At 63.9% G+C, this 24,370-nt stretch carries 23 protein-coding genes and 1 tRNA gene; 17 read left to right on the top strand and 7 right to left on the bottom strand.

The window, feature by feature from the left end; genetic code table 11:
- Positions 1–47: 47 nt before the first annotated feature.
- From KY465_RS12870 to KY465_RS12860, 3 genes are read left to right on the top strand one after another with little or no spacing between them, the layout of a single operon-like run.
- Complete coding sequence (locus tag KY465_RS12870; RefSeq protein ID WP_219202099.1) at positions 48–1,244, top strand: acetyl-CoA C-acetyltransferase; 1,197 nt, start codon at positions 48–50, stop codon at positions 1,242–1,244.
- 10 nt (positions 1,245–1,254) lie between these two features.
- The gene (locus KY465_RS12865) at positions 1,255–2,511 is read left to right on the top strand and encodes an acetyl-CoA hydrolase/transferase family protein (protein ID WP_219202098.1); all 1,257 of its coding nucleotides are present in this window, start codon (positions 1,255–1,257) and stop codon (positions 2,509–2,511) included.
- A 17-nt stretch (positions 2,512–2,528) separates the two neighbouring features.
- On the top strand, positions 2,529–2,915 hold the full coding sequence (locus tag KY465_RS12860; protein WP_219202097.1) for a cupin domain-containing protein: 387 nt from the start codon (positions 2,529–2,531) through the stop codon (positions 2,913–2,915).
- A 43-nt stretch (positions 2,916–2,958) separates the two neighbouring features.
- Here KY465_RS12860 and KY465_RS12855 read toward each other — a convergent pair whose 3' ends face one another.
- Positions 2,959–5,412, bottom strand: a complete 2,454-nt coding sequence (locus KY465_RS12855) for a transketolase-like TK C-terminal-containing protein (RefSeq protein ID WP_219202096.1) — start codon at positions 5,410–5,412, stop codon at positions 2,959–2,961.
- A 125-nt stretch (positions 5,413–5,537) separates the two neighbouring features.
- On the opposite strand from KY465_RS12855, the gene KY465_RS12850 reads away from it, so the two are divergent.
- The 7 genes from KY465_RS12850 (at position 5,538) to KY465_RS12820 (ending at position 13,133) form a co-directional block, all read left to right on the top strand.
- Positions 5,538–6,056: an Lrp/AsnC family transcriptional regulator gene (locus tag KY465_RS12850; RefSeq protein ID WP_219202095.1), complete on the top strand. Its 519-nt coding sequence runs from the start codon at positions 5,538–5,540 to the stop codon at positions 6,054–6,056.
- Between the two features lie 154 nt (positions 6,057–6,210).
- Complete coding sequence (locus KY465_RS12845; protein WP_219202094.1) at positions 6,211–6,783, top strand: MarR family winged helix-turn-helix transcriptional regulator; 573 nt, start codon at positions 6,211–6,213, stop codon at positions 6,781–6,783.
- On the top strand, positions 6,783–7,310 hold the full coding sequence (locus KY465_RS12840) for a flavin reductase family protein (RefSeq protein WP_255561654.1): 528 nt from the start codon (positions 6,783–6,785) through the stop codon (positions 7,308–7,310). Before KY465_RS12845 ends, KY465_RS12840 begins: the two co-directional genes overlap by 1 nt.
- Before the next feature lie 18 nt (positions 7,311–7,328).
- On the top strand, positions 7,329–8,816 hold the full coding sequence (locus tag KY465_RS12835) for a 4-hydroxyphenylacetate 3-hydroxylase family protein (RefSeq protein WP_219202093.1): 1,488 nt from the start codon (positions 7,329–7,331) through the stop codon (positions 8,814–8,816).
- Between the two features lie 7 nt (positions 8,817–8,823).
- On the top strand, positions 8,824–9,213 hold the full coding sequence (locus tag KY465_RS12830) for a cupin domain-containing protein (RefSeq protein WP_219202092.1): 390 nt from the start codon (positions 8,824–8,826) through the stop codon (positions 9,211–9,213).
- Positions 9,210–10,571 (top strand): amidase, encoded by a 1,362-nt coding sequence (locus tag KY465_RS12825; RefSeq protein ID WP_219202091.1) that lies wholly within the window; start codon positions 9,210–9,212, stop codon positions 10,569–10,571. Before KY465_RS12830 ends, KY465_RS12825 begins: the two co-directional genes overlap by 4 nt.
- Positions 10,572–10,664: 93 nt before the next feature.
- Positions 10,665–13,133 carry an NAD-dependent epimerase/dehydratase family protein gene (locus KY465_RS12820; protein ID WP_219202090.1) on the top strand — a complete coding sequence of 823 codons (2,469 nt, stop codon included), beginning with the start codon at positions 10,665–10,667 and terminating at the stop codon, positions 13,131–13,133.
- Between the two features lie 40 nt (positions 13,134–13,173).
- Here KY465_RS12820 and KY465_RS12815 read toward each other — a convergent pair whose 3' ends face one another.
- Positions 13,174–13,872: a GntR family transcriptional regulator gene (locus KY465_RS12815; protein WP_219202089.1), complete on the bottom strand. Its 699-nt coding sequence runs from the start codon at positions 13,870–13,872 to the stop codon at positions 13,174–13,176.
- 23 nt (positions 13,873–13,895) lie between these two features.
- On the bottom strand, positions 13,896–14,582 hold the full coding sequence (locus tag KY465_RS12810) for a DUF2848 domain-containing protein (protein ID WP_219202088.1): 687 nt from the start codon (positions 14,580–14,582) through the stop codon (positions 13,896–13,898).
- 241 nt (positions 14,583–14,823) lie between these two features.
- Here KY465_RS12810 and KY465_RS12805 point away from each other — a divergent pair, with 241 nt between their 5' ends.
- From KY465_RS12805 to KY465_RS12785, 5 genes are all read left to right on the top strand, one after another.
- Positions 14,824–16,128: an ABC transporter substrate-binding protein gene (locus KY465_RS12805; protein WP_219202087.1), complete on the top strand. Its 1,305-nt coding sequence runs from the start codon at positions 14,824–14,826 to the stop codon at positions 16,126–16,128.
- A 115-nt stretch (positions 16,129–16,243) separates the two neighbouring features.
- The gene (locus KY465_RS12800) at positions 16,244–17,143 is read left to right on the top strand and encodes a branched-chain amino acid ABC transporter permease (RefSeq protein ID WP_219202086.1); all 900 of its coding nucleotides are present in this window, start codon (positions 16,244–16,246) and stop codon (positions 17,141–17,143) included.
- Entirely contained in the window at positions 17,143–18,099 is a 957-nt protein-coding gene (locus KY465_RS12795) for a branched-chain amino acid ABC transporter permease (RefSeq protein WP_219202085.1), read from the top strand. Before KY465_RS12800 ends, KY465_RS12795 begins: the two co-directional genes overlap by 1 nt.
- Positions 18,096–18,842 (top strand): ABC transporter ATP-binding protein, encoded by a 747-nt coding sequence (locus KY465_RS12790; protein ID WP_219202084.1) that lies wholly within the window; start codon positions 18,096–18,098, stop codon positions 18,840–18,842. The genes KY465_RS12795 and KY465_RS12790 overlap by 4 nt, the downstream gene beginning before the upstream one ends.
- Positions 18,842–19,513: an ABC transporter ATP-binding protein gene (locus KY465_RS12785; protein WP_219202083.1), complete on the top strand. Its 672-nt coding sequence runs from the start codon at positions 18,842–18,844 to the stop codon at positions 19,511–19,513. The genes KY465_RS12790 and KY465_RS12785 overlap by 1 nt, the downstream gene beginning before the upstream one ends.
- Before the next feature lie 73 nt (positions 19,514–19,586).
- On the opposite strand, the gene KY465_RS12780 is transcribed toward KY465_RS12785, so the two are convergent.
- The 4 genes from KY465_RS12780 to KY465_RS12765 form a co-directional block, all read right to left on the bottom strand.
- On the bottom strand, positions 19,587–20,558 hold the full coding sequence (locus KY465_RS12780) for an MDR family oxidoreductase (RefSeq protein ID WP_219202082.1): 972 nt from the start codon (positions 20,556–20,558) through the stop codon (positions 19,587–19,589).
- Positions 20,559–20,746: 188 nt separating this feature from the next.
- Positions 20,747–20,823, bottom strand: a tRNA-Pro gene (locus tag KY465_RS12775).
- Positions 20,824–20,931: 108 nt separating this feature from the next.
- Positions 20,932–21,417: a DUF192 domain-containing protein gene (locus KY465_RS12770; RefSeq protein WP_219202745.1), complete on the bottom strand. Its 486-nt coding sequence runs from the start codon at positions 21,415–21,417 to the stop codon at positions 20,932–20,934.
- Between the two features lie 104 nt (positions 21,418–21,521).
- On the bottom strand, positions 21,522–22,094 hold the full coding sequence (locus tag KY465_RS12765; RefSeq protein ID WP_219202081.1) for a cold-shock protein: 573 nt from the start codon (positions 22,092–22,094) through the stop codon (positions 21,522–21,524).
- Between the two features lie 192 nt (positions 22,095–22,286).
- On the opposite strand from KY465_RS12765, the gene KY465_RS12760 reads away from it, so the two are divergent.
- Together KY465_RS12760 and KY465_RS12755 are read left to right on the top strand one after the other, a co-directional pair.
- Complete coding sequence (locus KY465_RS12760; protein WP_219202080.1) at positions 22,287–22,727, top strand: VOC family protein; 441 nt, start codon at positions 22,287–22,289, stop codon at positions 22,725–22,727.
- Positions 22,728–22,980: 253 nt separating this feature from the next.
- Positions 22,981–24,231 (top strand): D-Ala-D-Ala carboxypeptidase family metallohydrolase, encoded by a 1,251-nt coding sequence (locus tag KY465_RS12755; RefSeq protein WP_219202079.1) that lies wholly within the window; start codon positions 22,981–22,983, stop codon positions 24,229–24,231.
- Positions 24,232–24,370 lie beyond the last annotated feature (139 nt).

Below are 24,370 nucleotides of genomic sequence, written 5' to 3'. Positions count from 1 at the left end.
CTGCCCGTCCGGACCTGCATGCTGGTCACAACAACAAGGAATTTGCCATGCGCCGCGCCGCGATCATCAGCCCTCTACGCACCCCCGTCGGCCGGTTCGGCGGCGCTCTCAAGGGTGTTCCGGTCGAGCATCTCGGCGCCACCGTGCTGCGCGCCCTCATCGAGCGCACCGGCATTGATCCGGCCCTGATCGAGGACGTTGTCTTCGCCCAGTCCTATGCCAATTCCGAAACCCCCTGCGTCGGTCGCTGGGTGGCGCTGGAAGCCGGCCTGCCGGTCGAGGTGCCCGGCATGCAGCTTGATCGGCGATGTGGCGGCGGCCTGCAGTCGATCGCCACGGCGGCGATGATGGTCGAGACCGGCGCCTGTGATGTCGTCGTCGCCGGTGGTGTCGAATCGATGAGCAATATCGAGCACTACACCACCGGCATGCGCTGGGGCACGCGCTCCGGCTCGCCGCCCCTGTACGACCGCCTCGACCGCGGCCGCGAGCGCTCGCAGCCCGAGCACCGTTTTGGCTACATCTCCGGCATGATCGAGACCGCCGAGACGCTGGCCCGCAAATATGACATCTCGCGCCAGGCCGCCGACGCCTATGCCGCCCGCAGCCAGCAACGCGCCGCGGCCGCCTGGGACGATGGCCGCATGGCCGAGGAAGTCGTGCCGGTCTCCGTGCCGCAGCGGCGTGGCGATCCGGTTCTTTTCGACAAGGACGAGGGCATTCGCCCCGACACCACGCCAGAGACATTGGCCAAGCTCAGACCACTGCAGAAGGATGGCACGGTCACCGCCGGCAACGCTGCCCAGCAGAACGATGCCGCCGCCGCCTGTCTGGTGGTCGCCGAAGATCGTCTTGAGGCTCTTGGCCTGACCGCTAACGCCTTTCTCGTCGGCTGGTCAGCCGCCGGCTGCGAGCCTGCCGAGATGGGCATTGGCCCGGTTCCGGCCACCGAGAAGGTGATGGCGCGCACCGGCATGACGCTCGACCAGATGGACCTGATCGAGGTCAATGAAGCGTTTGCCTGCCAGGTGCTCTCGGTGCTCAAATGCTGGGGCGATGTCGATCAGGGCAAGGTCAATGTCAACGGCTCGGGCATTTCGCTCGGCCACCCGATCGGCGCCACCGGCGTGCGCATGATGACGACGCTGTTGCATGAAATGCAGCGCCGCGACGCCCGCTTCGGGCTTGAGACCATGTGTATTGGCGGCGGTCAGGGCATGGCAGCCATCTTCGAACGGCCGTAGGCAGCGAAAGATGGTACAGACCCTGACCCTGGCAGCGCTCGATTTTGCCCGGCTCGTCGAGCCGGGTGATCACGTCGTCTGGGGCCAGGCCTGCGGCGAGCCGCTGGCCCTGACGGACAAGCTGATGCAGCAGCGCCAGCGCATCGGCCATTTCGAGGTCTTTCTCGGCATTTCGCTCGCAGGCAGCGCCGATCCGGCCTTTGCCGATCATGTGCGGTTTTCGTCATTCTGCGCCACGGCGGGCAATCGCCGCCTGGCCGCCGCCGGCAAGCTCGACATCCTGCCGCTTCATTATTCGCAGCTGCCCGGCGTTCTGGGCAAGCGCGTCGATGTGCTTCTCCTGCAACTGGCCCGGCATCCGGGCGGCAGCTTCCGTCTTGCCGCCTCCTGCGACTATCTCCTCGATCTCATCCCGCGGGCGCGGCTGGTGGTCGCCGAGGTCAATGCCCAGGCGCCCTGCTCCGATGTGCCGATAGATCCGGCGAGCATCGATCTGCTGATTGCCACCGACTATCCGCCCGCAACGCTGAACCCGGTTGCCGCCACGCCACTCGACGAGGCCATCGCCGGTCATGTCGCGGCGCTGGTCGAGGATGGCGCGACGCTGCAATTCGGCCTCGGTTCAACGCCGGAAGCGGTCGCCCGCCTGCTCGCCGACCGCCGCGATCTTGGCCTGCACGCAGGTATCCTGTCGGATGCGGCGATGGACCTGATCACCGCCGGCGTGATCACCAACGCGAAAAAGCCGTTCGATCAGGGGCTGTCGGTCACCGGCGGCCTTCTCGGATCATCGGCGCTGCTCGCCTTTGCCAATGACAATCCGGGACTGGCCATGCGGCCGATCAGCTATACTCACAATCTGCAGACAATCGCCCGCCTGCCGCGCTTCACCGCCATCAACTCGGCGATCGAGGTCGATCTCTCCGGTCAGGCCAACACGGAAACGGTCGGCCGGCGCTATGTCGGCACCATCGGCGGCGCGCTCGATTTCGCGCGCGGCGCCGCCGCCTCGAAAGGCGGCAAGGCCATTCTCGCCTTGCCCTCCACCGTCACATTGCGCGATGGCTCCGTCAAAAGCCGTATCGTCCGCTCGCTCGCCGGTCCCGCCACGATCCCGCGTGCCGATGCCGGTATCATCGTCACCGAACACGGCATCGCCGACCTGCGCCAGGCGTCTCTCGCCGAGCGCGCCCGGCGCCTCATCGCCATCGCTGATCCCCGCTTCCGCGACGAGCTGGCCGGGGATGGGGGCGAACCCTCAAACTGAGCGCAGGAGGAAACACCATGTTCGCACTCGACATGACCGAAGGCTGGGAGCCGGTGCCCGGCCTGAAAGGCATATTCATCAAGCCGTTAAGTGGTGAACTTGATGAATCGAGCCAGAAGGGGTTTCGCACACGTTGCGTGCGCGTCGAGCCGGGCGGAGAAACGTTCGAACCCTTTTCCCATGACTACTGGGAGGAAGTCTTTATCCTCGAGGGCGAACTGACCGCCAAGGCCGATGGCTCGACCGTCACGGCGCCGGCCTATGTGCTGCGCCCGCCACACACCCCGCATGGGCCGCTGATCTCCGAGACCGGCTGCACGCTCCTCGAGGTGCAGTATTTTGCCGAGCGCGCCATCGGCATGCGCGCCCATCTCGACCCGCAGGCCCCCGAAAGCGCCGCCTGATCCGGCCCCGCCGCATCAGGCCAGCTGCAAGGCCCGGGTCCGGTCAGCTTTGCTCAACCATCGGCGCCAAAGCTGCCGCGTCGCGATCACCATAGATGCGCCGGCCTTCGGTCAGTCCGGCAACGGTGCGCACGATGCTGTCTGTATCAAGGCCGTAATGCGCATGCAGATCGGCAATCGTGCCGGTCTGGCCGAAATGTTCGACACCCAGCGGCACCGTGCGGTGCCCGCCAACCGCCCCGAGCCAGGCAAGCGTGGCCGGATGTCCGTCGATCACCGTGATCAGCGTGCAGTGGTTCGGCAAGGCGCTCAGCAAGGTCTCGATGTGGCCGCGCGCCGCCTGATTGCCGCGTCGCCGCGCCCGCTGCGCCGCCGTCCAGCCGGCGTTCAGCCGGTCGGCGGAGGTCACTGCCAGCACGCCGATATCGCGCCGCCATTCGCTCAGCTGGCCCGCTGCCGCGATGACTTCCGGGCCGACCGTCCCCTGATAGGCCAGAACGACATCGGCATTCGGCCCCGGCTCACGCAGCCAGTAGGCGCCGTCGATCACGCCCTGGCGGAAGGCCGCATCCTCGCGCCGCACTGGTTGTTCGAGCGGCCGCGTCGTCAGGCGCAGATACACCGACCCCCCGGTCTCGTCGCGCAGCCAGGTGCGTTCATTGGGCTCGCCTTCGCCGTCGCGCTGCATGTAATCGAACGCCCAGTCCATGATCACCGACAATTCATCGAGAAACGCCGGCTCGAAACTCGCCAACCCATCCTGGCTCATGCCGATCAGCGGCGTGCCGATCGACTGGTGCGCGCCGCCCTCCGGCGCCAGCGTGACACCCGAGGGCGTGCCGACGATCATGAAACGCGCATCCTGGTAGCAGGCATAATTCAGCGCATCGAGGCCGCGCGCCACGAAGGGATCGTACACCGTGCCGATCGGCAGGACCCGGTTGCCAAACAGCGAATGCGACAAGCCGGCCGCACCGAGCATCAGGAACAGGTTCATCTCGGCAATGCCCAGTTCGATATGCTGGCCATCGGGAGAGAAGGTCCATTTCTGCATCGACGGCACCTGCTCGGAGCGGAATGTGTCCGGCCGGCTGTTGCGGGCAAAGCAGCCGCGCCGGTTGACCCACGGTCCGAGATTGGTCGACACCGTCACATCCGGCGACACCGTGACGATATGATCGGCGACCTCGGTCTTTTCCTTGCTCAGCGCATCGAGAATCTTGCCGAAACCGGCCTGGGTCGAAAGCACCCTGTCGTCGAGCAGCACCGGCCCCGGGGCTGCCACCTTGGGTGCCGAATACCGCCGCGGCCCGTCGCGGAAGAACGACACTTCGGCAAGGAACGCGCGCAATGCCTCGCCATTGCCATCGACAGTCGACAACGGCTCCCATTCCCGGCCTTCACTGACACCCATCGCCTCTTGGAACGCGGCCATCTGCGCCGGCGTCATCAGTCCGGCATGATTGTCCTTGTGACCCGCCAATGGCGTGCCCCATCCCTTGATCGTATAGGCCAGGAAGACCGTCGGCCGGTCATGATCGATGCTGTCGAACGCATCCGTCAGGCTTTGAAGACAATGGCCGCCAAGATTGTTCATCAGGTCCGACAACTCACTGTCGGTCCGGCGCGCCAGAAGGGCGCTGAACTCCCCCTGGTCGCCCAGCTCATCCTCCAGGCGCGCGCGCCATTTCGCGCCGCCCTGGAAGGTCAGCGCCGCGTAGAGCTGGTTCGGGCAATTGTCGATCCATTCGCGCAGCTTGTCGCCGCCCGGCTCGGCAAAGGCGGCGCGCTGCAGGGCACCGTGCTTGAGCATCACGACGTCCCATCCGAACGAACGGAACACCGCTTCGATCCGCTGCCACAGCCCCTCGCGGACCACGCCGTCGAGACTCTGGCGGTTGTAATCGATCACCCACCAGGTGTTGCGCAGATCGTGCTTCCAGCCTTCCTGCAAACATTCGTAGATATTGCCCTCATCCAGCTCAGCATCGCCGATCAGCGCCACCATGCGCCCCATCCCGGACCCCTGCCCTTTCGCCGCGCCGGACTTCGCGCCCCAGGGTTTTTCGGCCCAGGGCTTTTCAGAAAGATAGTCCTGCATGATCGAGGCAAAGGCGGTGATCGCCACACCAAGTCCGACCGAGCCTGTGGAAAAATCGACGTCATCGACATCTTTGGTGCGCGAGGGATAGGACTGCGCGCCGCCGAACCCGCGAAAATTCTTCAGCTTGTCGAGACTCTGATTGCCCATCAGATATTGCATGGCATGAAACACCGGCGAGGCATGCGGCTTCACCGCCACCCGGTCGCTGGCGCGCAGGGCATGGAAATAGAGGGCCGTGATGATCGACACCATCGAGGCGCAGGACGCCTGGTGACCGCCGACCTTGATCGCGTCCTTCTCGCGCAAGGCATTGGCATGATGCACCATCCAGGCGGAAAGCCACAGGATCTGCCGTTCGATATCCTTCAAGTGCCCGAGTGTCTGCGCCTTCATAAATCCTCCCGCCAGATGTCTGAGGCCATCCTAGCAAAGCCGCCGCCGCAGGTGTTGCCGAACCGGTTGAGCTTCACGGCTTTTTCCGCATATTATGCTGCAAAATAGAAAAAAGAGGACATAATATGCCGAATGTAGAATTTGATGAAACCAATGTGCGCATTCTCAACGAGCTGCAGCGCGATGGTCGCCTGACCAATCTTGAATTGGCCGAGCGCGTCGGCCTGTCGCCTTCGCCGTGCCTGGCGCGGGTTCGCGCCCTGGAGCGCGCCGGCATCATCTCCAGCTATGTCGCATTGCTCGATGCTGAAAAGGTCGGGGCCTACATCTCGATCTTCATTCAGGTGACGCTCGAGCGCCAGACCGAGGCGGCCCTCGAGACGTTCGAGGCGGCGATGAACCGCATTCCCGAGGTGATGGAATGCTATCTGATGACCGGTGATTCCGACTATCTCCTGCGAGTCATGGTCCCCGATACCGTCGCCCTGCAGCATCTGATCGTGGAGCGCCTGTCGAAAACGCCGGGGGTCGAGAACATCCGCTCCAGCTTCGCTCTCAAACAGGTGAAATATCAGACCGCCCTCCCGATCGCGAGCGACCCGGCAGCCCGGTCCCTACGCCGCCGACAGAGCCGCAATCGCTGATCATCAAGGCGTTCTGAGCTTTATAGCACCTGCATTTGACAGCCCGTAGGCAGCAACTTTGCCTGGCGCCAATCCGGCCACCCCGGGCAACCGCACGCCGGCAGCGAGAAAAAAACCGCTTGACATTTAGTTTTGAAAACTAATTAATTAAGGAATGAAAAATAGCCCCGTTGATCTGCACAACCTTGAGCTTGATCTCGATCCCGGCCTGACGGTCAGCCGCGAGGATCTGCTCGTCGATGGCAGCGATGCCGAATTCCGGGCCATGGTGCATGACCTGCTTGCCTTCGCGGCGCGCCTTGAACAGATCCGCGCCCGCTTCGGCCGCTTCATCGGTCTTTCGGGCGTCCAGTACACCATCCTCATCACCATTCGGCAGCTGCAGGGCGAAAATGGCGTCGGGGCCAAGGCGATTGCCGAGCACCTCGCCTTTTCGCCGCCCTTCGTCACCACCGAGACGACCCGCCTCGTGCGTCTCGGACTGGTGGCCAAGCGGCCCAACCCCGAGGATCTTCGCCGCGTCTATCTCACCGTCACCGACAAGGGCATCGCCCTCCTGACAGAGCTTGCCCCGGTGCAGCAGGAAATCAACGATCTGCTGTTCGAACCGGTGACCGGAGACACGTTCGAAATGGTCCGCCGCATGGCGCGAGACCTGCGCGCCAGCTCGGAACGGGCAGCTCTGCTTTCCGAATATCTCACCGATGCCGGCAAGGAAGAACGCTAATGGCTGAACCTCAGATCGATCCCCGCCAGTTGCGCCAGGCCCTCGGACAGTTTCCCACCGGTGTGTGCATCGTCACCGCGTCGGTGGATGAGGAAGCTGTCGGCATGACCATCTCCTCGTTCAACACCCTGTCGCTGGATCCGCCGCTGGTGCTGTTCAGTATCGATCGCCGCGCCAAGAGCCTTCCCCTGTGGGAAAAGGCCGGCGGTTACGCGATCAACGTTCTGAGTGAAAAACAGCGCGATTTGTCCAACCGCTTCGCCCGTTCGCTCGGAGACAAGTGGTCGGGCACGCGTTTCGAGCGCGGCTACGGCGACGCGCCTGTCTTCCACGGCGTTGCCGCGGCATTCGAATGCAAACCCTTTGCGATCCACGAGGGCGGCGACCACCTTCTGTTCATCGCCGCCGTACAGCGCTTCCGCCACGATCCTGACCGGGCACCGCTGGTGTTTTCGCAAGGCCGCTACGCCACTCTCAAATCAACCGAAACGGCAGCCCCTTTGTGGCCGCTCGACATTCACTATTAAACAACGGAGGAGCCCATCATGATCAAAACCGGCTCGCAACATATCGAAACGCTGAAGGATGGCCGCCAGGTCTATATCAACGGCGCGCTCGTCGACGATGTCACCAGCCATCCCGCCTTCTGCCGCTCGGTGGCATCGGTCGGCAAGCTGTATGACTTCCAGTCCGCCCGCACCAATCTTGATCTCATGACCTACGAGATCGAAGGCAGCGGCGGCGAACGCGCCAACCGCATCTGGGAACTGCCGCGCTCGCACACTGAGCTGGTCGAGCGGCGCAAGGCACTCGAAGCCTGGACCGAGATCCATGGCGGCTTCCTCGGCCGCGCGCCCGACCACGTCGCCTCGTGCATCTCCGGCATGTATATGGGACTGCCGGTTTTCGAACAGTACGATCCGGCGCGGGCCGCAGCGCTCGCCGACTACTATCGCTATGCCCGCGACAACGAACTCTATCTCACCTATGTCATCATCAATCCGCAGGCCGACCGCTCGAAGGGCGCCAATGAGCAGAGCGATCCGCATCTGACCGCCGGCGTCGTCGACGAGGACGGCGAGGGACTGACCATCCGCGGGGCCAAGATGCTGGCCACCGGCGGCATCATGGCCAACGAGGTCTTCGTCACCTGCATTCAGCCCCTGAAGGAAGGCGAAGAGCCCTACGCCGTGTCCTTCGTCATCCCGATGAACACCAAGGGTCTGAAGATCCTGTCGCGCAAGTCCTATGAGCAGAATGCGCCGAGCGTCTTCGACAATCCGCTGGCCAGCCGCTACGACGAAAACGACGCGGTTCTGTACTTCGACGATGTCAAGGTGCCGTGGGACCGCGTTTTCATCAACCAGGACACGGCGATGTGCATGCGTCAGTTCCATGCCACGCCCGCGCATGTCTATCAGAATTACCAGGCGCAGATCCGCCTGATGGTCAAGATGCGCTTCCTGATGGGCATCGCCCGCATGACCGCCGAGACCAATGGCGTTGTCGGCTTCCCGCAGGTCAAGGAAATCCTCGGCAACCTCGCCGCGCAAAGCGCCATGGTGGATGCCATGGTGCATGCGATGGAGATCAAGGGCGGCATGTATGGCGAGTATTTCGTGCCCGACCGCCATACGCTCTACGCCGCACAGGTGCTCACCCAGCAGCTTTACCCGCAGGTCATCACCGCCTTGCGCGAGCTCGCCGGCGGCGGCCTGATCATGCTGCCGTCCTCGGTCGCCGATTTTGCCAATCCCGAATTGAAGGAACTGATCGGCAAGACCCAGCAGTCGCCGACCACGTCGTCGGAGGGACGCGTCAAGTTCTTCAAGCTGGCCTGGGATGCCGTCGGCTCGGAATTTGCCTCGCGCCACACCCAGTACGAGATGTTCTATGCGGGGGCGAATTTCGTCACCAAGGGCCACAGCTTCCGCTCCTTTGATTGGGATCGCTGCACGCATCTGGTCGACCAGATGCTCGACAGCTATTCCCTTGAGGAGCAGCTTTCCGAAACCAAGATTGCAGCCGAGTGAGGACAGAATGACCATCAACAAGGAACACAAGGAATTTCACAGCGTCGACATGGGCAGCGACGGCTGGCATGTGCCCCCGGGCTACCCGGAAGGCATCGAGCAGAAAATTCTTGCCGGCAGCCTCGATGAAACCGGCAAGACGGGCAACCGCACGCGTCTTCTGCGCTTTGCGCCAGGCGTCTTCACCACGGCGCCGTTTGTCCACGATTACTGGGAGGAGGTCTATCTGGTCTCCGGTGATCTGACCGTCGGCAATGATGAGCACGGCGAAGGCGGCGAGAAATTTGCGCCCAACACCTATGCCTGCCGTCCGCCGGGCGCCTATCATGGTCCCTTCAAGTCGGAGGGCGGCTGCGTGCTGCTCGAAATCCACTATTACGATCAGGCAGCCGAATGAAACCAATCGCCGACCTCGTGCGCGCACTCGATGAGGGTGAGGTGACCGCCCTCACCCTCGTCGAGGACTGTCTTGACCGCATTGCCGACCCGGAAGGCGAAGGCGCAAGAACGTTCATCGCCCTCGATCCCGAAGACGTGCGCACCCAGGCCAAAGCCGTCGACGCAGCCCGCGGCGCCGGGCGCGCGCCCTCGCCGCTGGCCGGTATTCCGGTCTCGATCAAGGCGCTGTTTGACGTTCAGGGCATGGTGACGACGGCCGGTTCCGCTGTTCTGCGCGACAAGCCGCCGGCCAGCGAGGATGCGGTCGCCGTGGCCCGCCTGCGCGCCGCAGGGCTGGTTGTCATCGGCCATACCAACATGACCGAATTTGCCTATTCGGGTCTCGGCCTCAACCCGCATTATGGCACCCCGAAAAATCCGCATGGCCCCGGAGGAGGATCCGCCGGCGACGCACGCATTCCCGGCGGATCGTCTTCCGGAGCAGCCATTTCAGTCACCGATGCCATGGCCGCTGCCGGGCTTGGCACCGACACCGGCGGCTCGTGTCGCATTCCGGCGGCGTTCTGCGGCCTTGTCGGTTACAAGCCGACAGCAAGGCGCGTCCCGCTGGATGGCGCGTTTCCGCTGTCGAAGAGTTTCGATTCCATCGGCCCGTTGGCCCGCACGGTCGACTGTTGCGCGCGTCTCGACGCGGTTCTCGCCGAGGACACGGCGCCGCTCGCACCGCCGCAGGATCTGTCCGGCATGCGCTTCGCGGTCCTGCGCAATTATGTCCATGACGGAATTCAATCGGTCGTCGCCGAGGCTTTCGACCACGCCCTGCGCCGGCTCGAACAGGCCGGGGCCACACTGGTCGATCTGACCTTGCCGCGGCTCGATGAACTTCCCGCACTGAACGCCCGGGGCGGCATCATCGCCGCCGAGGCCTACGCGGTGCACCGCGATCTGATCGCCGCGCGCGGCGAGGGTTACGATCCGCGCGTGCGCGTGCGCATCGAAAGGGCCCTCGAGCAGGAGGACGGCGAATACGAGGCGCTGCTTGCCGCGCGGCGCGAGATGATCGCCGCAGCCGACCGCGCCACGTCCGGTTTCGACGCCGTGCTTTTGCCAACCACCCCGATGCAGGCACCCTTCTTCGCCGAACTCGAGGACGAAGCCGAATATGGCCGCCTCAACCTTCTCGCCCTGCGCAACCCGACGGTCGCCAACCTGCTCGACCGCTGCGCCATCTCGCTGCCGATGCCGACCGGCAACAATGTGCCTGCCGGTCTGATGCTGATGGGCAACACGATGGGAGACCGCCACCTGCTGGCTGTATCCGGTGCGGTCGAAGCGGTTCTCGCCGCCTCGGCCTGAAGCCGCGCCTGAGCTGAGATGACTGTTTCGCGCTGATGAACAATCGGCTCCCTCGTTCGTTGACCAACGAACAACAGGAGCGATGCGAAGCGCATGACAGGCACAAAACCGGTTGTCATCATCACCGGCGCCGCCGGCAATATCGGCAGCAGGCTGAGCAGGAAACTGGCGCGCAGCCATCGCGTCATCGGGCTTGATCTGCCGGCCGCCAGCGAGAAGCGCGATGATGTGATCGGCTGTGACATCACCGATCCGGATTCCATGGCGCGCGCCGCCGGCGAACTGGCGCACAGGCTTGCGGGCAGCGCCATCGCCTCGGTCATTCATCTGGCCGCCTTCTTCGATTTCAGCGGCAAGGACCGTCCGCAATACAAGGCGGTGAACGAGGACGGCACCCGCAACCTGCTGCGCGCCCTGCAGCGCTTCGATGTCGAGCAGTTTGTGTATTCCGGGACGATGCTGGTGCACCGGCCCGGTCGGCCCGGAGAACGCATCACCGAGGAGACACCGCTCGCGCCCGCATGGGCCTACCCGCAATCCAAGGCGCGCACCGAGGAGATCATCCGCCAGGAAGCCGGTGACATCCCGACGGTTTTCCTGCGTCTGGCCGGGCTTTACGATGATCGCACCGCCGTGCCGACACTCAGCCATCAGATCGCCCGCATCTACGAACGCAATCTGAAAAGCCACCTGTTTTCCGGTGATCGTGACGCCGGGCAGGCCTTTATCCATCTCGAGGACATGCTGGACCTGTTCAAGCGCGTCGTCGATCGCCGCGGCGAACTGGCGCCGGGTGAGGTCATTCTCGCCGGCGAACCCGATACGCTGAGCTATGACGCCCTGCAGCAACGTATTGCGGAGCTGATCCATGGCGACAAGAGCTGGTCGACGCTCGTCGTACCGGCGCCGGTGGCTAAACTCGGCGCGAAACTGGAAACCAAGATGGAACCGGTGGTTCCCGACGCGTTCGATCAGGGCGAGAAGCCGTTCATCCGGCCGTTCATGATCGATATGGCATCCGATCATTACGCGCTCGACATCTCCAGGGCGCAGGATCTGCTCGACTGGCAGCCACAAAAACGCATCGACAGCCATCTGCCGACGCTGATTGCCGCGCTCAAGGACGATCCGCCCGGCTGGTACCGCGCCAATGGCATCACCGCCCCGCCGTGGCTGGCCTCCGCGGAAGCACGCGTTACCGACACCGAAGCGCTGCGCGCAGAGCATGAGCGCGCCTATCGCAAGGCGCATCGCGCAAATCTCTGGGGCGGCTGGGCCAATGCCGGGCTCGGCCTCTGGCTGCTGACTTCACCACCCCTGCTCGGCATCGCGCAAACAGGCCTGATCGCCAGCAATTTTCTCGCCGGACTATTTCTCTTTGCCGCAGGTCTCATGTCCCTGTCCTGGCGCCTGCCCGCGGCGCGCTTTGCCGCCGCTCTGACCGGCTGCTGGATCATGCTCGCGCCGCTGATCTTCTGGACGCCGAATGCGCCAGCCTATCTGAACGGCACGCTCATCGGGATGCTGGCCGTAGCCTTTGCGCTCTGCCTGCCCCCGATGCCGGGCGTCGCGCCGGTCGCCGCCCGCACCGGACCGACGATCCCCAAGGGCTGGAGCTACTCGCCATCCGACTGGTTTCAGCGCCTGCCGGTGATCTTTCTCGCCATCATCGGCCTGCTCGTCTCGCGCTACCTCACCGCTTATCAGCTCGAGACCATCGACGCGGTCTGGGAACCGTTTTTCCCGGGCACGATCGAGGGCAAGAACGGCACCGAACAGATCATCACCTCGTCGGTGTCGAAAGCCTGGCCGGTGCCGGACGCCGGGATTGGCGCCATGACCTATGCCCTTGAGATCGTCGTCGGAGCCATCGGGTCGGCGCGCCGCTGGCGCACCATGCCCTGGCTGGTGGTCCTTTTTGGAATCATGATCGTCCCGCTCGGCGCCATCTCGATCTTCTTCATCATCATCCAGCCGATCGTCATCGGCACCTATTCGACACTGGCGCTGATCGCCGCCGCCGCCATGGTCTGGCAAATCCCCTATTCCCTGGATGAACTGGTGGCGACCTATCAGTTCCTGCGCCGCCGCCACAAGGCGGGCCAGCCCTGGCTGCGTGTCTTCTTCAGAGGCGATACCGACGAAGGACCGGACGACAACCCCATCGACGACTTCGAGCGCAGTCCGCGCGCTATTCTTAGAGATATGCTCACCGGCGGCATGACGTTTCCCCCAACGCTGGTCGCGTCCATGGCGCTCGGTGCCGTGCTGATGCTCTCGCCTCTGGTTTTTGGCTGGGGCAGCGGTATCGCCGCTACCAATCATGTCGTCGGCGCTCTCGTCATCACCGTGGCGGTCGCCGCCCTCGCGCCGGTCGCCCGGCTTGCCCGGTTCCTCAACCTTTTGATGGGCATCGTCTTGCTGTTTGCGCCCTTTGTCACCGGCGCCGCATGGGGCGCGCTCGGCTTTTCGGTGCTGTGCGGCGCCGCCCTGATCGCCCTGAGCATCCCGCGCGGCGCGGTCAACAGGAATTTCGGAACCTGGGACCGCTTCATCCGGTGAGAACGATTCTCACATCCGGTACCGGGGTGATTTGATATCTTCAGCTGCGCAGGATCTGGCTCGACGCATTGGCATGGAAGGAGGCGATGTGCTCGCGCATCGCCGCCTCGGCCTGTGCCGGATCATGGTTCTTGATGCCGCCGAGAATGTCCGCATGCTGTTGGCAGACGCGAAGATTGTGGTCCGGCGCCCGCAGCGAGATGAACCAGAACCGCAGCGCCTTGTCATGCAGATTGCCGAGAAACTCGCTGAGAATGGAATTGCCGGCGGCCCGCGAGATCAGCCGGTGAAATTCGCGGTCAAGCTCGATCATGCGGTCGATATCGTGCGCCCGCGCGGCCGACCAGGCACCATCGAGATTGGTCTGCAACCGCTCGATCTGGGTGCGATCGGCCTTTTCCGCCGCCCATCGCACCGCCTGCGCCTCGTTGACCAGCCGCATTTCGATGATCTCGACAAAATCGTCGAGACTGACCGGACTGACCACCACGCCCTTGCGCGGCATCACCTCGACAAGTCCGTCAACCGTCAGCCGGTCGATGGCCTGGATGACCGGTGTGCGCCCCATGTCGAGCGCTTGTGCAAGCTCGGTCACCGTCACCGCTTCGCCGGGCTTGAGCTCGCAATTGACGATCTGCCGCTTGATCGCCGCATAGGCTGTATCGCGCATCGATTGCCGCTTGCTCCTGGCGGGAGCGAAACTGTCGGGCGCTGCTGTATCGCCGGCGAGAGGCCGCATCACTTTAATCCAGTCTGCTGATTCTAGTCCGCTATTTCGAGTTCCCTGACCTGATAACCCAGCTTCAGTTCGCGTGAAAGCACCGGGTCACAGAGCCGAGCTTCGAACGCACGCGCCGGCCGCACGCCGCCAAGCGCCGGCAAGGTCCCGCAAAACATCGCGGTGCCGTCCGCCAGCGTGTCGCCACCCGTGTATTTCCGGATCAGTTCTTCAGGATGCAGGAGACCGGCCACCGAGCCTTCCTGGTAGGGGACCGTCTCGCCATCGATCGTCGCGAAGCTTGCGATGGTCAGGTCGTCCCAGTGATCGGCGACCTCGTCCCAGGGCCAGAAGACCGAAGAGACCGGCTTGTCACAGATCTGCTTGGACACCGTCACGCCGTAGGCTTCCACCTTGCGGTCGGTATGGTCCGATCCGACCCCGACGAACAGCCGGCCTTCGCTTGCCACAAGCACGCATTCAACCTCACCGCTCGAATCCCCACCGACAACGTCGAGCACTTCGGAAGTCGCCAAACGTGACGCGGAAACACGGTAAAACAGCGGCGTGGCGCGCGGCCGGGCAATTCCCAGCTCCTCGAGTTCGCGGATATGGTGCTCCATGGCTGCCACGTCGCGGCCCGCCCAGCCGGCAATCACCAGCTCGGAGACCTCGAATCGCCGCTGTTCTCTCGCGTTGCGGGTTTGCACTTCGACGTTCAAAGTCACCATGGCGAACAAGTCCCTTCCTGCTGTAGCGCACCGCATCGGCATGGCTTCGACTGTATGCGTCGCCCTGCCCGGCACAATTTTTGCAACCTCTCCCGACACGACACTTGACAAACAGCCGGGGTAATGTTGCTGTGATATATCACATGTGTTTTATTCATGTCCTCAGACAAATGTCAACGCATGCTGAATGAAACTCCGCACCAAGCCGGCTTCCCAAAGCCCGGTCAACAGGGGAACGCAAATGAAGAAGATACTCCACCACTGGACCACCGCCGTCCTGCCCGCCGCGGCCATCGCGCTGGCCGCGACAGTCGCCACCGCCCAGGAAAAGCCGGAGGCCCTGTCCATCGGCGTCTTCACCTTCACATCCGGCCCGGCCGCAGCCTATGGCATGCCCGGCAAACAGGCCGCCGAATTGATGATCGAACGGATCAACGCCGATGGCGGCGTCGCAGGCGTGCCGATCGAGGCGACCTACGTCGACGAGGCTCAGGGCGCCGAGGGTGTGATCTCCGAATACCGCAGTATGGCTGAGGATCAGGACAACCAGGTGATGATCGCTGCCCTTTCGAGCGGCAACTGCCTGGCCCTGGCGCCTCTCGCCGAGCAGCTGAAAATGCCGACGATCGCCTGGAACTGCGACACCCATCAATTGCTGCGCGACAGCGAGCTGAAATACACCTATCGCCCGAACGGCAACACGCTGCCCGAGTTCACCGCCTTCGTCGCCTATCTGCTCGAGCGTCAGCCCGACGTGAAGCGCGTTGCGATCATCAACCCGGACTACTCCTTCGGTCATGATGCCGCCGATATCGTCAAGACGGCGCTCGCCACCTTTGCACCGGACGTCGAGATCGTTGCGGAACTCTTCCCCAAGCTCGGCGCCTCCACCTACCAGACGGAAATCTCCCGCCTGTCATCGGCCCGCCCGGACGCCATCTTCTCCAACCTCTGGGGCGCCGACCTTGAGAACTTCGTTCGCCAGGCCGGACCGCGCGGCATCTTCCAGCAGAGCCAGGTCATCCTCGCCCTCGGCGAAACGGTGCTGCAGCGCGTCGATCTGCCGGACGGCGTCATTGTCGGCATGCTCGGTGACGGCTACTGGCTGTCTCCCGATGCCCAGTCCAAGCCGGACACCGTCGCTTTCGCCGAAGCCTATCATGAGCGTTACGGCGAATACCCGGTCTTCCCGTCGATGAAGATGGCCAACGCCCTGGTCGTGATGAAGGCCGCCGTCGAGAAGGCCGTCGAAGACAAGAACGGTGAATGGCCGAGCCGTGACGAAATCGTTGCAGCCCTCGAAGGCATGACGGTTGAAACCATGACCGGCGAGACAAGCCTGCGCGAAGACAATGATGGCATTGTCGATCAGGTCATCGGCGTCACCACCGCATCCGACAGCCATGAATTCAAGGTCATCGGCGACATGGTGCGCTATGATGGCGAGGCCTTCATGGCTCCGGTCGGCGAAGAGCCCGTCGAGTGGATCAAGTCGCTCGAGCCGAGCTTCCTCGACACGCTGCCCGCCGCCGGCAGCTACAAGTAAGCAACCCTCCCCGCTCCGCTTCGGCGGAGCGGGATTTCCGGAAACCGCCGGGCCGCCATTGCGCAGCTCGCGCATATCACCGGTTCTCAGCTTCGAGACCGCATAGAGTCCCTTGATGCTTCAATCCCTTCTCCCATTGCTGATCGACGGCCTTGCCAACGCGGCGCTGATTTTCTTCGTCGCCGTCGGGCTGACGCTGGTCTTTAGCGTCCTGCGCATTCTCAACGTCGCCCATGGCAGCTTCTATTCCATCGGCGCCTACGGTGCCGCCACCCTCGGCCTGTGGCTGGTCAGCGCCGGCGCCAATCCCTGGCTCTCCTATCCGGCCCTGCTGCTCAGCGCCGTGTTCGTCGCGGCCTTGTTCGGCCCGGCCATCGAGCGGACCCTGATCCGCTGGACCTATGGCAAGGGCGAAGCGGTGCAGATCCTCGTCACATTCGGACTGTTTCTGATTCTCGAAGACCTGCAGCGCATGGTGTTCGGCGTTCAGTCTCTTTACCAGGACACGCCGATGACCCTGCTCGGCATCACCCAGATCGGCAATGTCGTCTATCTCAATTATCAGATCCTCCTGATCGTGCTTGCCGTGCTGGTGCTGGTCGGCCTGCGGCTCCTGATCAAGCACACGCGCATGGGACGCCTGCTCGCCGCCGTGGTCGCCGACCGCGAGGTCTCCGAGGCGATGGGCATCGACACCGACCGCATGTACATGATCGCCTTCTCGATCGGCGTCTTTCTCGCCGCTCTCGGTGGCGCCCTGGCAACGCCGACCACAGGTGTGGCGCCGGGGCTCGGCGCCGAGACCATGGTGCTGGCCTTCGCCGTCGCAGCCATTGGCGGTCTCGGCCAGATCGAGGGCGCCGCCATCGCCTCGGTCATCGTCGCCACCGCCAAGGTGCTTGCCGTCTATTTTGTTCCGGCCCTCGATTCCGTGGCGCCCTATCTGGTGATGCTCCTCGTCCTGATGGTGCGTCCGCAGGGGCTGTTCGGCGTCGCTGAAACGCGGAGAGTGTAATGTCGCGTCTTCTTGTCCTGTTCGCGGCCGCTGCCGTACTGGCCCTCCTGATCCTGCCGGCGGCAATGCCGTCCTCGCAATTCATCATGACGATCGCCATCGCCAAGGGCTTCGCCGCCCTCGGGGTCGCGCTGCTGCTGCGCGGCGGTCTGATCTCCATCGGCCATGCCATGTATTTCGCAATCGGAGCCTATGCGACGGCGTTCATGATGAAATTCGGCGTTCTCGCCGACCTCGCCTTGCTGCTGATCGGTTCCACCCTGGTGACCGCCGTGTGCGGCCTGGTTTTCGGCACCTTTCTCGTGCGCTTCCGCGCCATCTTCTTTGCGATGCTCAACCTCGCCGTCTCGATGGTGCTGTTCGCACTGTTGTCCAAGCTTTACGGCCTGACCGGCGGCACCGATGGCATGCGCGTCGCCACGCCCGCCGTTTTCGGTCTCGAACTCGACAAGGCCGCCTTCGACGACATTCTCTATTATGTCTGCGTCGGCCTTCTTGTCGCTATCGGCCTGCTCATCCGGGCCTATCTCAAATCACCGCTCGGCTATGCCCTCATGTCCATCCACACCAACGAAATCCGCCTAGAATATCTTGGCGTCTCGGCCTGGTCGGTGACCCTGATCGCCTACACGATCTCGGCGGCACTTGCCGGCCTCGGCGGTGCCATGGCGGCCCTGACCATCGGCCATGTCCTGCCCGAATACGCCTACTGGACCGAATCGGGTCATCTCGTTCTGACCGCGGTGCTCGGCGGCATCGGCGGTGTCGCAGGCCCGTTCATCGGATCGGTGTTTCTCGAGGCGGTTCACGTGCTCGCGGTCGATGTCGCTGCCGATGCCTGGAACATGATCCTTGGCGCCGCGCTGCTGGCGGTCATCTTCTTCCTGCCGCATGGCCTGCACGGACTGTTGGAAAAGCGTGCAGAGCCCAGGAAAAGCCAGGGAGTGGTCGAATGAACAAGCCCGTTCTGAGAGCTGAAGGGCTCGAGCTGTCCTTCTCCGGCGTCAAGGCCGCCGACAATGTCAATCTGGAGGTCCGCGAGGGCGAATTTCTCGCCATCATCGGCTCCAACGGCTCCGGCAAGACCACCTTTCTCAACATGTGCACCGGCTATCTGCGGCCGGAATCGGGCAAGGTCTATCTCGGTGATGCCGCCATCACCGGCATGGCGCCGCGTCGCATTGCCCGCCGCGGCATCGCCCGCGCCTTCCAGATCCCGCAATTGTTCACCGATCAGACCTTGCTGACCAACGTCATGCTGGCGATCGCCTCGCGCCGCGGAATCTTCCAGGGGCTGCGGCGCCTTGACCGCACCGCCTATATCGATGAGGCGCACGAGCTGCTCGCCCTGTTCTCGCTCGAGGATCATGCCGAAACGATTGCCGGCACCCTGCCCGAGGGCCTGCGCAAACTGGCCGACATCACGCTGGCGCTGGCTCTCAACCCGCGCCTTCTGCTGCTCGACGAGCCGACCAGCGGCGTCAGCGCCCTGGAACGCTTCACCCTGATGGAAAAGCTGATGGCGGCGCTCAAGGCGCGGCAGATGACGGCCCTGTTTGTCGAGCATGATATGGAAATCGTCACCCGCTATGCCGACCGCGTGGTGGTCTGGGACGCCGGGCGCATCATCGCCGAGGGCGACCCGAAGCAAGTTCTGCGCGACCCGCAGGTGATCGAACGCGTCGTGGGAGCGGTCTGATGCTGTCAGTGAAAAATCTGAATGTCGAAATTGCCGGTGCGCTGATCCTGCGCGGCGTCACCTTCGATCTCAAGGCCGGGCGCACCACCGTGCTGATCGGCCGCAACGGCGCAGGCAAGACGACGACGCTGCGCGCCATCATGGGACTGCAGCCGAAACGCGAAGGCGAACTGCGGCTCGCAGATACGGATCTCGGCGCCGTTCCCGGCTATGCCCGCGCCGGTCTTGGCATCGGCTATGCCCCCGAGGACCGCCGCCTGATTCCGGCCTTCACCGTTGAGGAAAACATCCTGTTGCCGGCCTATGCCATTAATATGAACCGCCAGGAACGCCAGCGGCGACTGGAGGAAGTCTATGAGCTGCTGCCGCAATTGCGCGTCATGGCCAGCCGCCCCGGCGGCGGCGTCAGCGGCGGACAGGGCAAGATGGTGGCGCTCGGTCGCGCCATGATGACCGCCACGCGCGTGCTGCTGCTTGACGAGCCTTTCCAGGGCCTCGCCCCGGCCCTGGCGCTGGAATATGCGCAGGCCCTCAAGAGATTGCGCGCCGCCCATCCGGACGTGGCATTCCTGATCACCGAATCCAGCCCCGAGCTTCTGGCCGCCATCGCCGACGAGTCGCTGCAGATCGAGCGCGGCATGATCGAGACCGCGCAGACGCAACCGGCCTGAACCGGCGGTTCGTCACGCCGCGCCTGGGATTTGGCCCCCTGGTCGGCGTGGCACCTTTGCGACGCCACAGGCGCTACCAGCTCAGCACGATCCGCCCCTTGCGGTTCGAGGCCAGGAGATCCCTTGAAAGCTGCGCCACATCCTTGAAGCCGTGCTCGAAGATCATGTCGTCGAGCGGCCGTGCCTTGACCGCTTCGCCAATGCGTGTCCAGGCCGCCTGGCGCCGCGCCTGTGACGCCATCACCGAATCGACGCCGAGCAGGCTGACGCCGCGCAGGATGAACGGCGCCACCGATGTCGGCAGATCCATCGACTGTGCCAGGCCGCAGGCCGCGACGGCGCCATTGTACCGTGTTGTCGCCAGGATATTGGCGAGAATCTTGCCACCTGCCACGTCGATGCCGGCACTCCAGCGTTCCTTGGCGATCGGCTTGGCATCCTGCTCGAACTCGGAGCGCGCCACGATTCCCTTCGCGCCCTGGGCCCGCAGATAATCCTCCTCCTCCGGCCGTCCGGTCATCGCCACGGCATGAGCGCCGGCCGCGTCGAGCAGCCGCAGCGCGAAACTGCCGACCCCGCCGGTGGCGCCCGAAACGACAATCTCGCCCTCGCGCAGAGCGATCCCATGCTTTTCGAGCGCATCAAGGGCCATCGCCGCCGTCAGCCCGGCCGTGCCCACCGCCGCCGCATCCCGCGCCGAAAGCCCGTCGGGAAGCGGCACCAGCCAGTCGGGCTTCAGCCGCGCCTGCGTCGCATAGCCGCCCCAATGGGTTTCCCCGAGACCGAAACCGGTGGCCACCACCCGCGCGCCGGCGGCAAAGCGGCCGGAGCGGTCCTCGCGCACCGTGCCGACGATATCGATCCCCGGAACCATCGGAAACCGCCGCGAGATCGGCGCCGAGCCGGTAATTGACAGCGCATCCTTGTAGTTGATCGCCGAATGCGCGACATCGATCAAAACGTCTTCGTCGGGCAGATCCGCCTCGGCATGGCTGACCCAGCCGCCCGCGTCGCCCTTTTCCTTGAAAATCCAGCTCTCGACCACGGCTCGTCCTCCTGCAAAATGTTTGCACGCATGGTAGCGACGCGATCGGGACGGCGAAAGGCCACCTTTCGGCGCACTCGGGCGCCATCGGCGCGAACACCGGCATGGGCACGCAATCAGAAGGGCACGGCGCACCCGACGGACGCACCCGACCGACGCGACACGAAAATATTGGCTTATTTGGAAAATGGTCGGAGCGGAGAGATTCGAACTCCCGACCCTCTGGTCCCAAACCAGATGCGCTACCAGGCTGCGCTACGCTCCGAGCTTTGAGTTCCCTAGAGATACCGGGCAATCATGGCAACCCCGAAAATGCATCCCCTCGCCTCTGCGCTGCATCGGCCTCAGCGATAGGCTGCCGCGCGCCCTCCGCTCAGTCGCTCATCCCGACCGCCGGATGCACCACCTGATCACCGACGGCGATGCCCTTGGTTGCGGCGGTGCCGGCATTGACTTCCAGCACGTAGCGCACCGGACCGGGCGAGGAAATCAGCGCTTCCGAATGCGGTACCGTGTCGGCGGCGATGCCGGCCACCCGTCCGTCCGGCGTGATGAAAATCATGTCGAGCGGCAGCAAAGTGTTCTTCATCCACATCGTCACCAGCCGTGTCGTCCCGAAATCGAACAGCATGCCCTGATCGGCCGGCATTTCGGCGCGGTTCATCAGGCCCTGCGCCCGGCTGGCGCCGTCCAGCGCCAGTTCCACCTTGAAGGAGACGGCGCCGCCTTCGGTCTCGATGAGCAGCGGCTCCGCCGCCATTTCGAACGTCACCTCGCCAGCCTGAGCAGGGCCAGCCAAAACAACAGGCGCCGCCGTTGCCACGAAAGCAGCCGGCATTGCCGTGAGAACAGCCGGCATTGCCGTGAGAACAGACGAGATTGCCGTGAAAACAGCCGACATTGTCGTGAAAGCAAATGCGAGAAACAGGCGTGCGGCACTGCCGCGGCGCGAGGGCTGCGCCATCAGTGCGACCGTGGCACGGCGTCGACATCCGGATGGATCTCGGCCGCCATCAGGCCCTTTTCGCCATCTCCGTAGCGCACCAGGACGGATTGCCCGGGCCGCAGTTCCGTCAGGCCATAGCGGCGCAGGGTTTCCATGTGGATAAAGATGTCCTCGGTGCCCTCGCCGCGCGTCAGGAAGCCGAATCCCTTGGTCCGGTTGAACCATTTGACGATGGCGCGCTCAAGCCCGCTCGTCGGCTGCACCTGCACATGCGTGCGCACCGGCGGCAATTGCGACGGGTGCACCGCCGTCGAGGTGTCCATGGAGAGAATGCGAAAGGCCTGAAAGCCCCGATCGCGCTTCTGGATCTCGCACACCACCCGCGTCCCCTCGAGCACGGTCTGGTAGCCATCCCGGCGCAGGCAGCTGACATGCAGGAGGACATCCTCCTGGCCATTGTCGGGCACGATGAATCCAAACCCCTTGGCGACGTCGAACCACTTGATCACGCCGGTGATCTCAACGAGATCGACCGGCTCTCCAGGTGAACCGGCTGCGATATCGTCTTTCTCCCAGGATCGTTCCCCCAATTCGGACCCCTTTCCGATACGCGCCACACAATGGAATTGATTCTCAATTGAAACAATAGCAGTGCATCCGCGCCAGAAAAGCAAGGGCTGACCGACAATCTTCCCCAAGGTCAACTGAATTCTTTGCTTCCCGCGTTGTCTTTTGCGATTTCAGCCCTATCGTTTGGCAGGCGAAATCGACGGAGGTCTTCAATGCGCTATCTGCATACCATGGTGCGCGTGTCCGATGTGGACGCGTCACTCGATTTTTATTGCAACAAGCTCGGGCTTGTGGAGGTGCGGCGCATCGACAATGAGGCGGGGCGCTTCACGCTGATTTTCCTTGCCGCTCCTGACGATCGCGAGCAGGCGCACGCCAACGCCGCACCAACCCTCGAACTGACCTACAACTGGGACCCCGAATCCTATGAGGGCGGGCGCAATTTTGGTCATCTGGCCTACGAAGTCGAAGACATCTATGCTCTCTGCCAGAGCCTCATGGACGCCGGTATCACCATCAACCGCCCGCCGCGCGACGGGCATATGGCCTTCATACGCTCGCCCGACGGCATTTCCATTGAACTGCTGCAGAAGGGAGAATCGCTGCCGCAACGCGCCCCCTGGCAGAGCATGGAGAACACCGGCAGCTGGTAATACGCACGGCATAAGCGGCAAAAACCCTAGGAAATAAGGGCAAATTCGTTATTTTTCGCACCGAGACGCAAGCTTCGGGCGATGCGGACGGGATACAGGTTCTAAAGTCATCCTTTCGCCCGATTTGACTTTCATTCCCTCAGGCGGCTTAAAGCGGATGACCCTATCGCGCGATCGGTGCGATGGGCGAGGCATCCGCCCGAGGGGGCCATACCGGCACAGTGGATGCCGCGAGCAACTAAGTGGGGACTCGATGAACGACACACCGGGATCGGAACGCCAGACTACGGGTGCCAGTTCGCCCGCACGGCGTCTTGTTCCCCTGGTCTGTGTCCTGGCGCTCGGCGGCTGTGTCAGCGCGGCTGACACGATGATGGTGACCGGCTCGAGCTTTGCACCACCGCAGCCGATAGCCAGTGCCGACGCCGCCGGCGACAGCCTGTTCCCGGCCACCTCCGACCTGGCGGCGACAGATACAGGCGCCTCGGCGGCCTCACAAACCACCACCGCGATGACGACGGACAGCGCGATGCCCGAAGGCATCGACGCGCGCACGCGCGGCATCACCCAGTCGGCGCCGGCGCGCTCGATCGGCAATCTGTTCGCGGCCAACGCGCCAACGGTCCCGGTCCCGGCCACCGATCCGGCGACGACCTCCGCCCTCAGCTCTGAAGCCGTCGCAGACGGCTATGCGCAGCCCGCAGCGAATTCGGATGATGCGGCCGCACCCGCGACTGCCGAACAGACCCCGGCTGCCACCGACGCCGAGCCCGCCGCCGCCGATACCGCCGAGACCAACGAGACCGAACCGCCGGTCCAGGCATCGGCGCTGGCGGAGCCGGATCGCCAGCCATCGATTTTCAACCGGTTGTTCAATGCTCCGACGCCGTCCGATGCCGCTGCGCGCGGTTCGAACAGCGTGGCGGCAGCGCCGCGGCCGCAACGCGCGCAGCCGAAAGCCGCAACGCCCTCGCTGCGTGAGGACATCCGCGTCGTGCGCGCCGATGCGAAGAACGATGCCCGGCGCGGCGGGCTGCCAGGGGTGCGGCGGCTGTCTTCCCTGTTCGAGATCAAGACCGGCAATGACGAGGACGGGGAGAATGCCAGCGGCGTCGAGATGGCGTCGGCAGCCGGCCTTGCCCGCCTGGCGCCCAACGGCCTGCACATTCAGACCAGCCGCGTCGACACCTCGTGCCTCAAGCCGCGCCTCGTACGCCTGCTGAAAAAGACCGAGCGCCACTATCGCCGTCCCGTGGTCGTCACCTCCGGTTTCCGCAGCCCCAAGCACAATCGCCGCATTGGCGGCGCCACCAATTCGCGCCACACCACCTGCGAGGCGGCCGACATCCAGATCGAGGGCGTCAGCAAGTGGGAACTGGCGAAATATCTGCGCTCGCTGCCCGGACGCGGCGGCGTCGGCACCTATTGCCACACCAAATCGGTGCATGTGGATGTCGGCACCAGCCGCGACTGGAACTGGCGCTGCCGGCGTCGCAAGAAATAGCTTTAAATTCGCGATTCTCTTGATTTTTCCGCCAGCCGGGCGCCAACGCGCGGCGGGCATTTGCCGCGTTCCGCCGCACCGTTGCGGCTTTTGCAAGTTTTTTTGATTATCGTGCGATTCAGAGGTTGCGGGACGGCAA

It is taken from the genome of Neohoeflea coraliihabitans, assembly GCF_019334345.1.
Lineage (GTDB): Bacteria > Pseudomonadota > Alphaproteobacteria > Rhizobiales > Rhizobiaceae > Pseudohoeflea > Pseudohoeflea coraliihabitans.
This window is presented reverse-complemented; position numbering and strand designations above follow the sequence as displayed.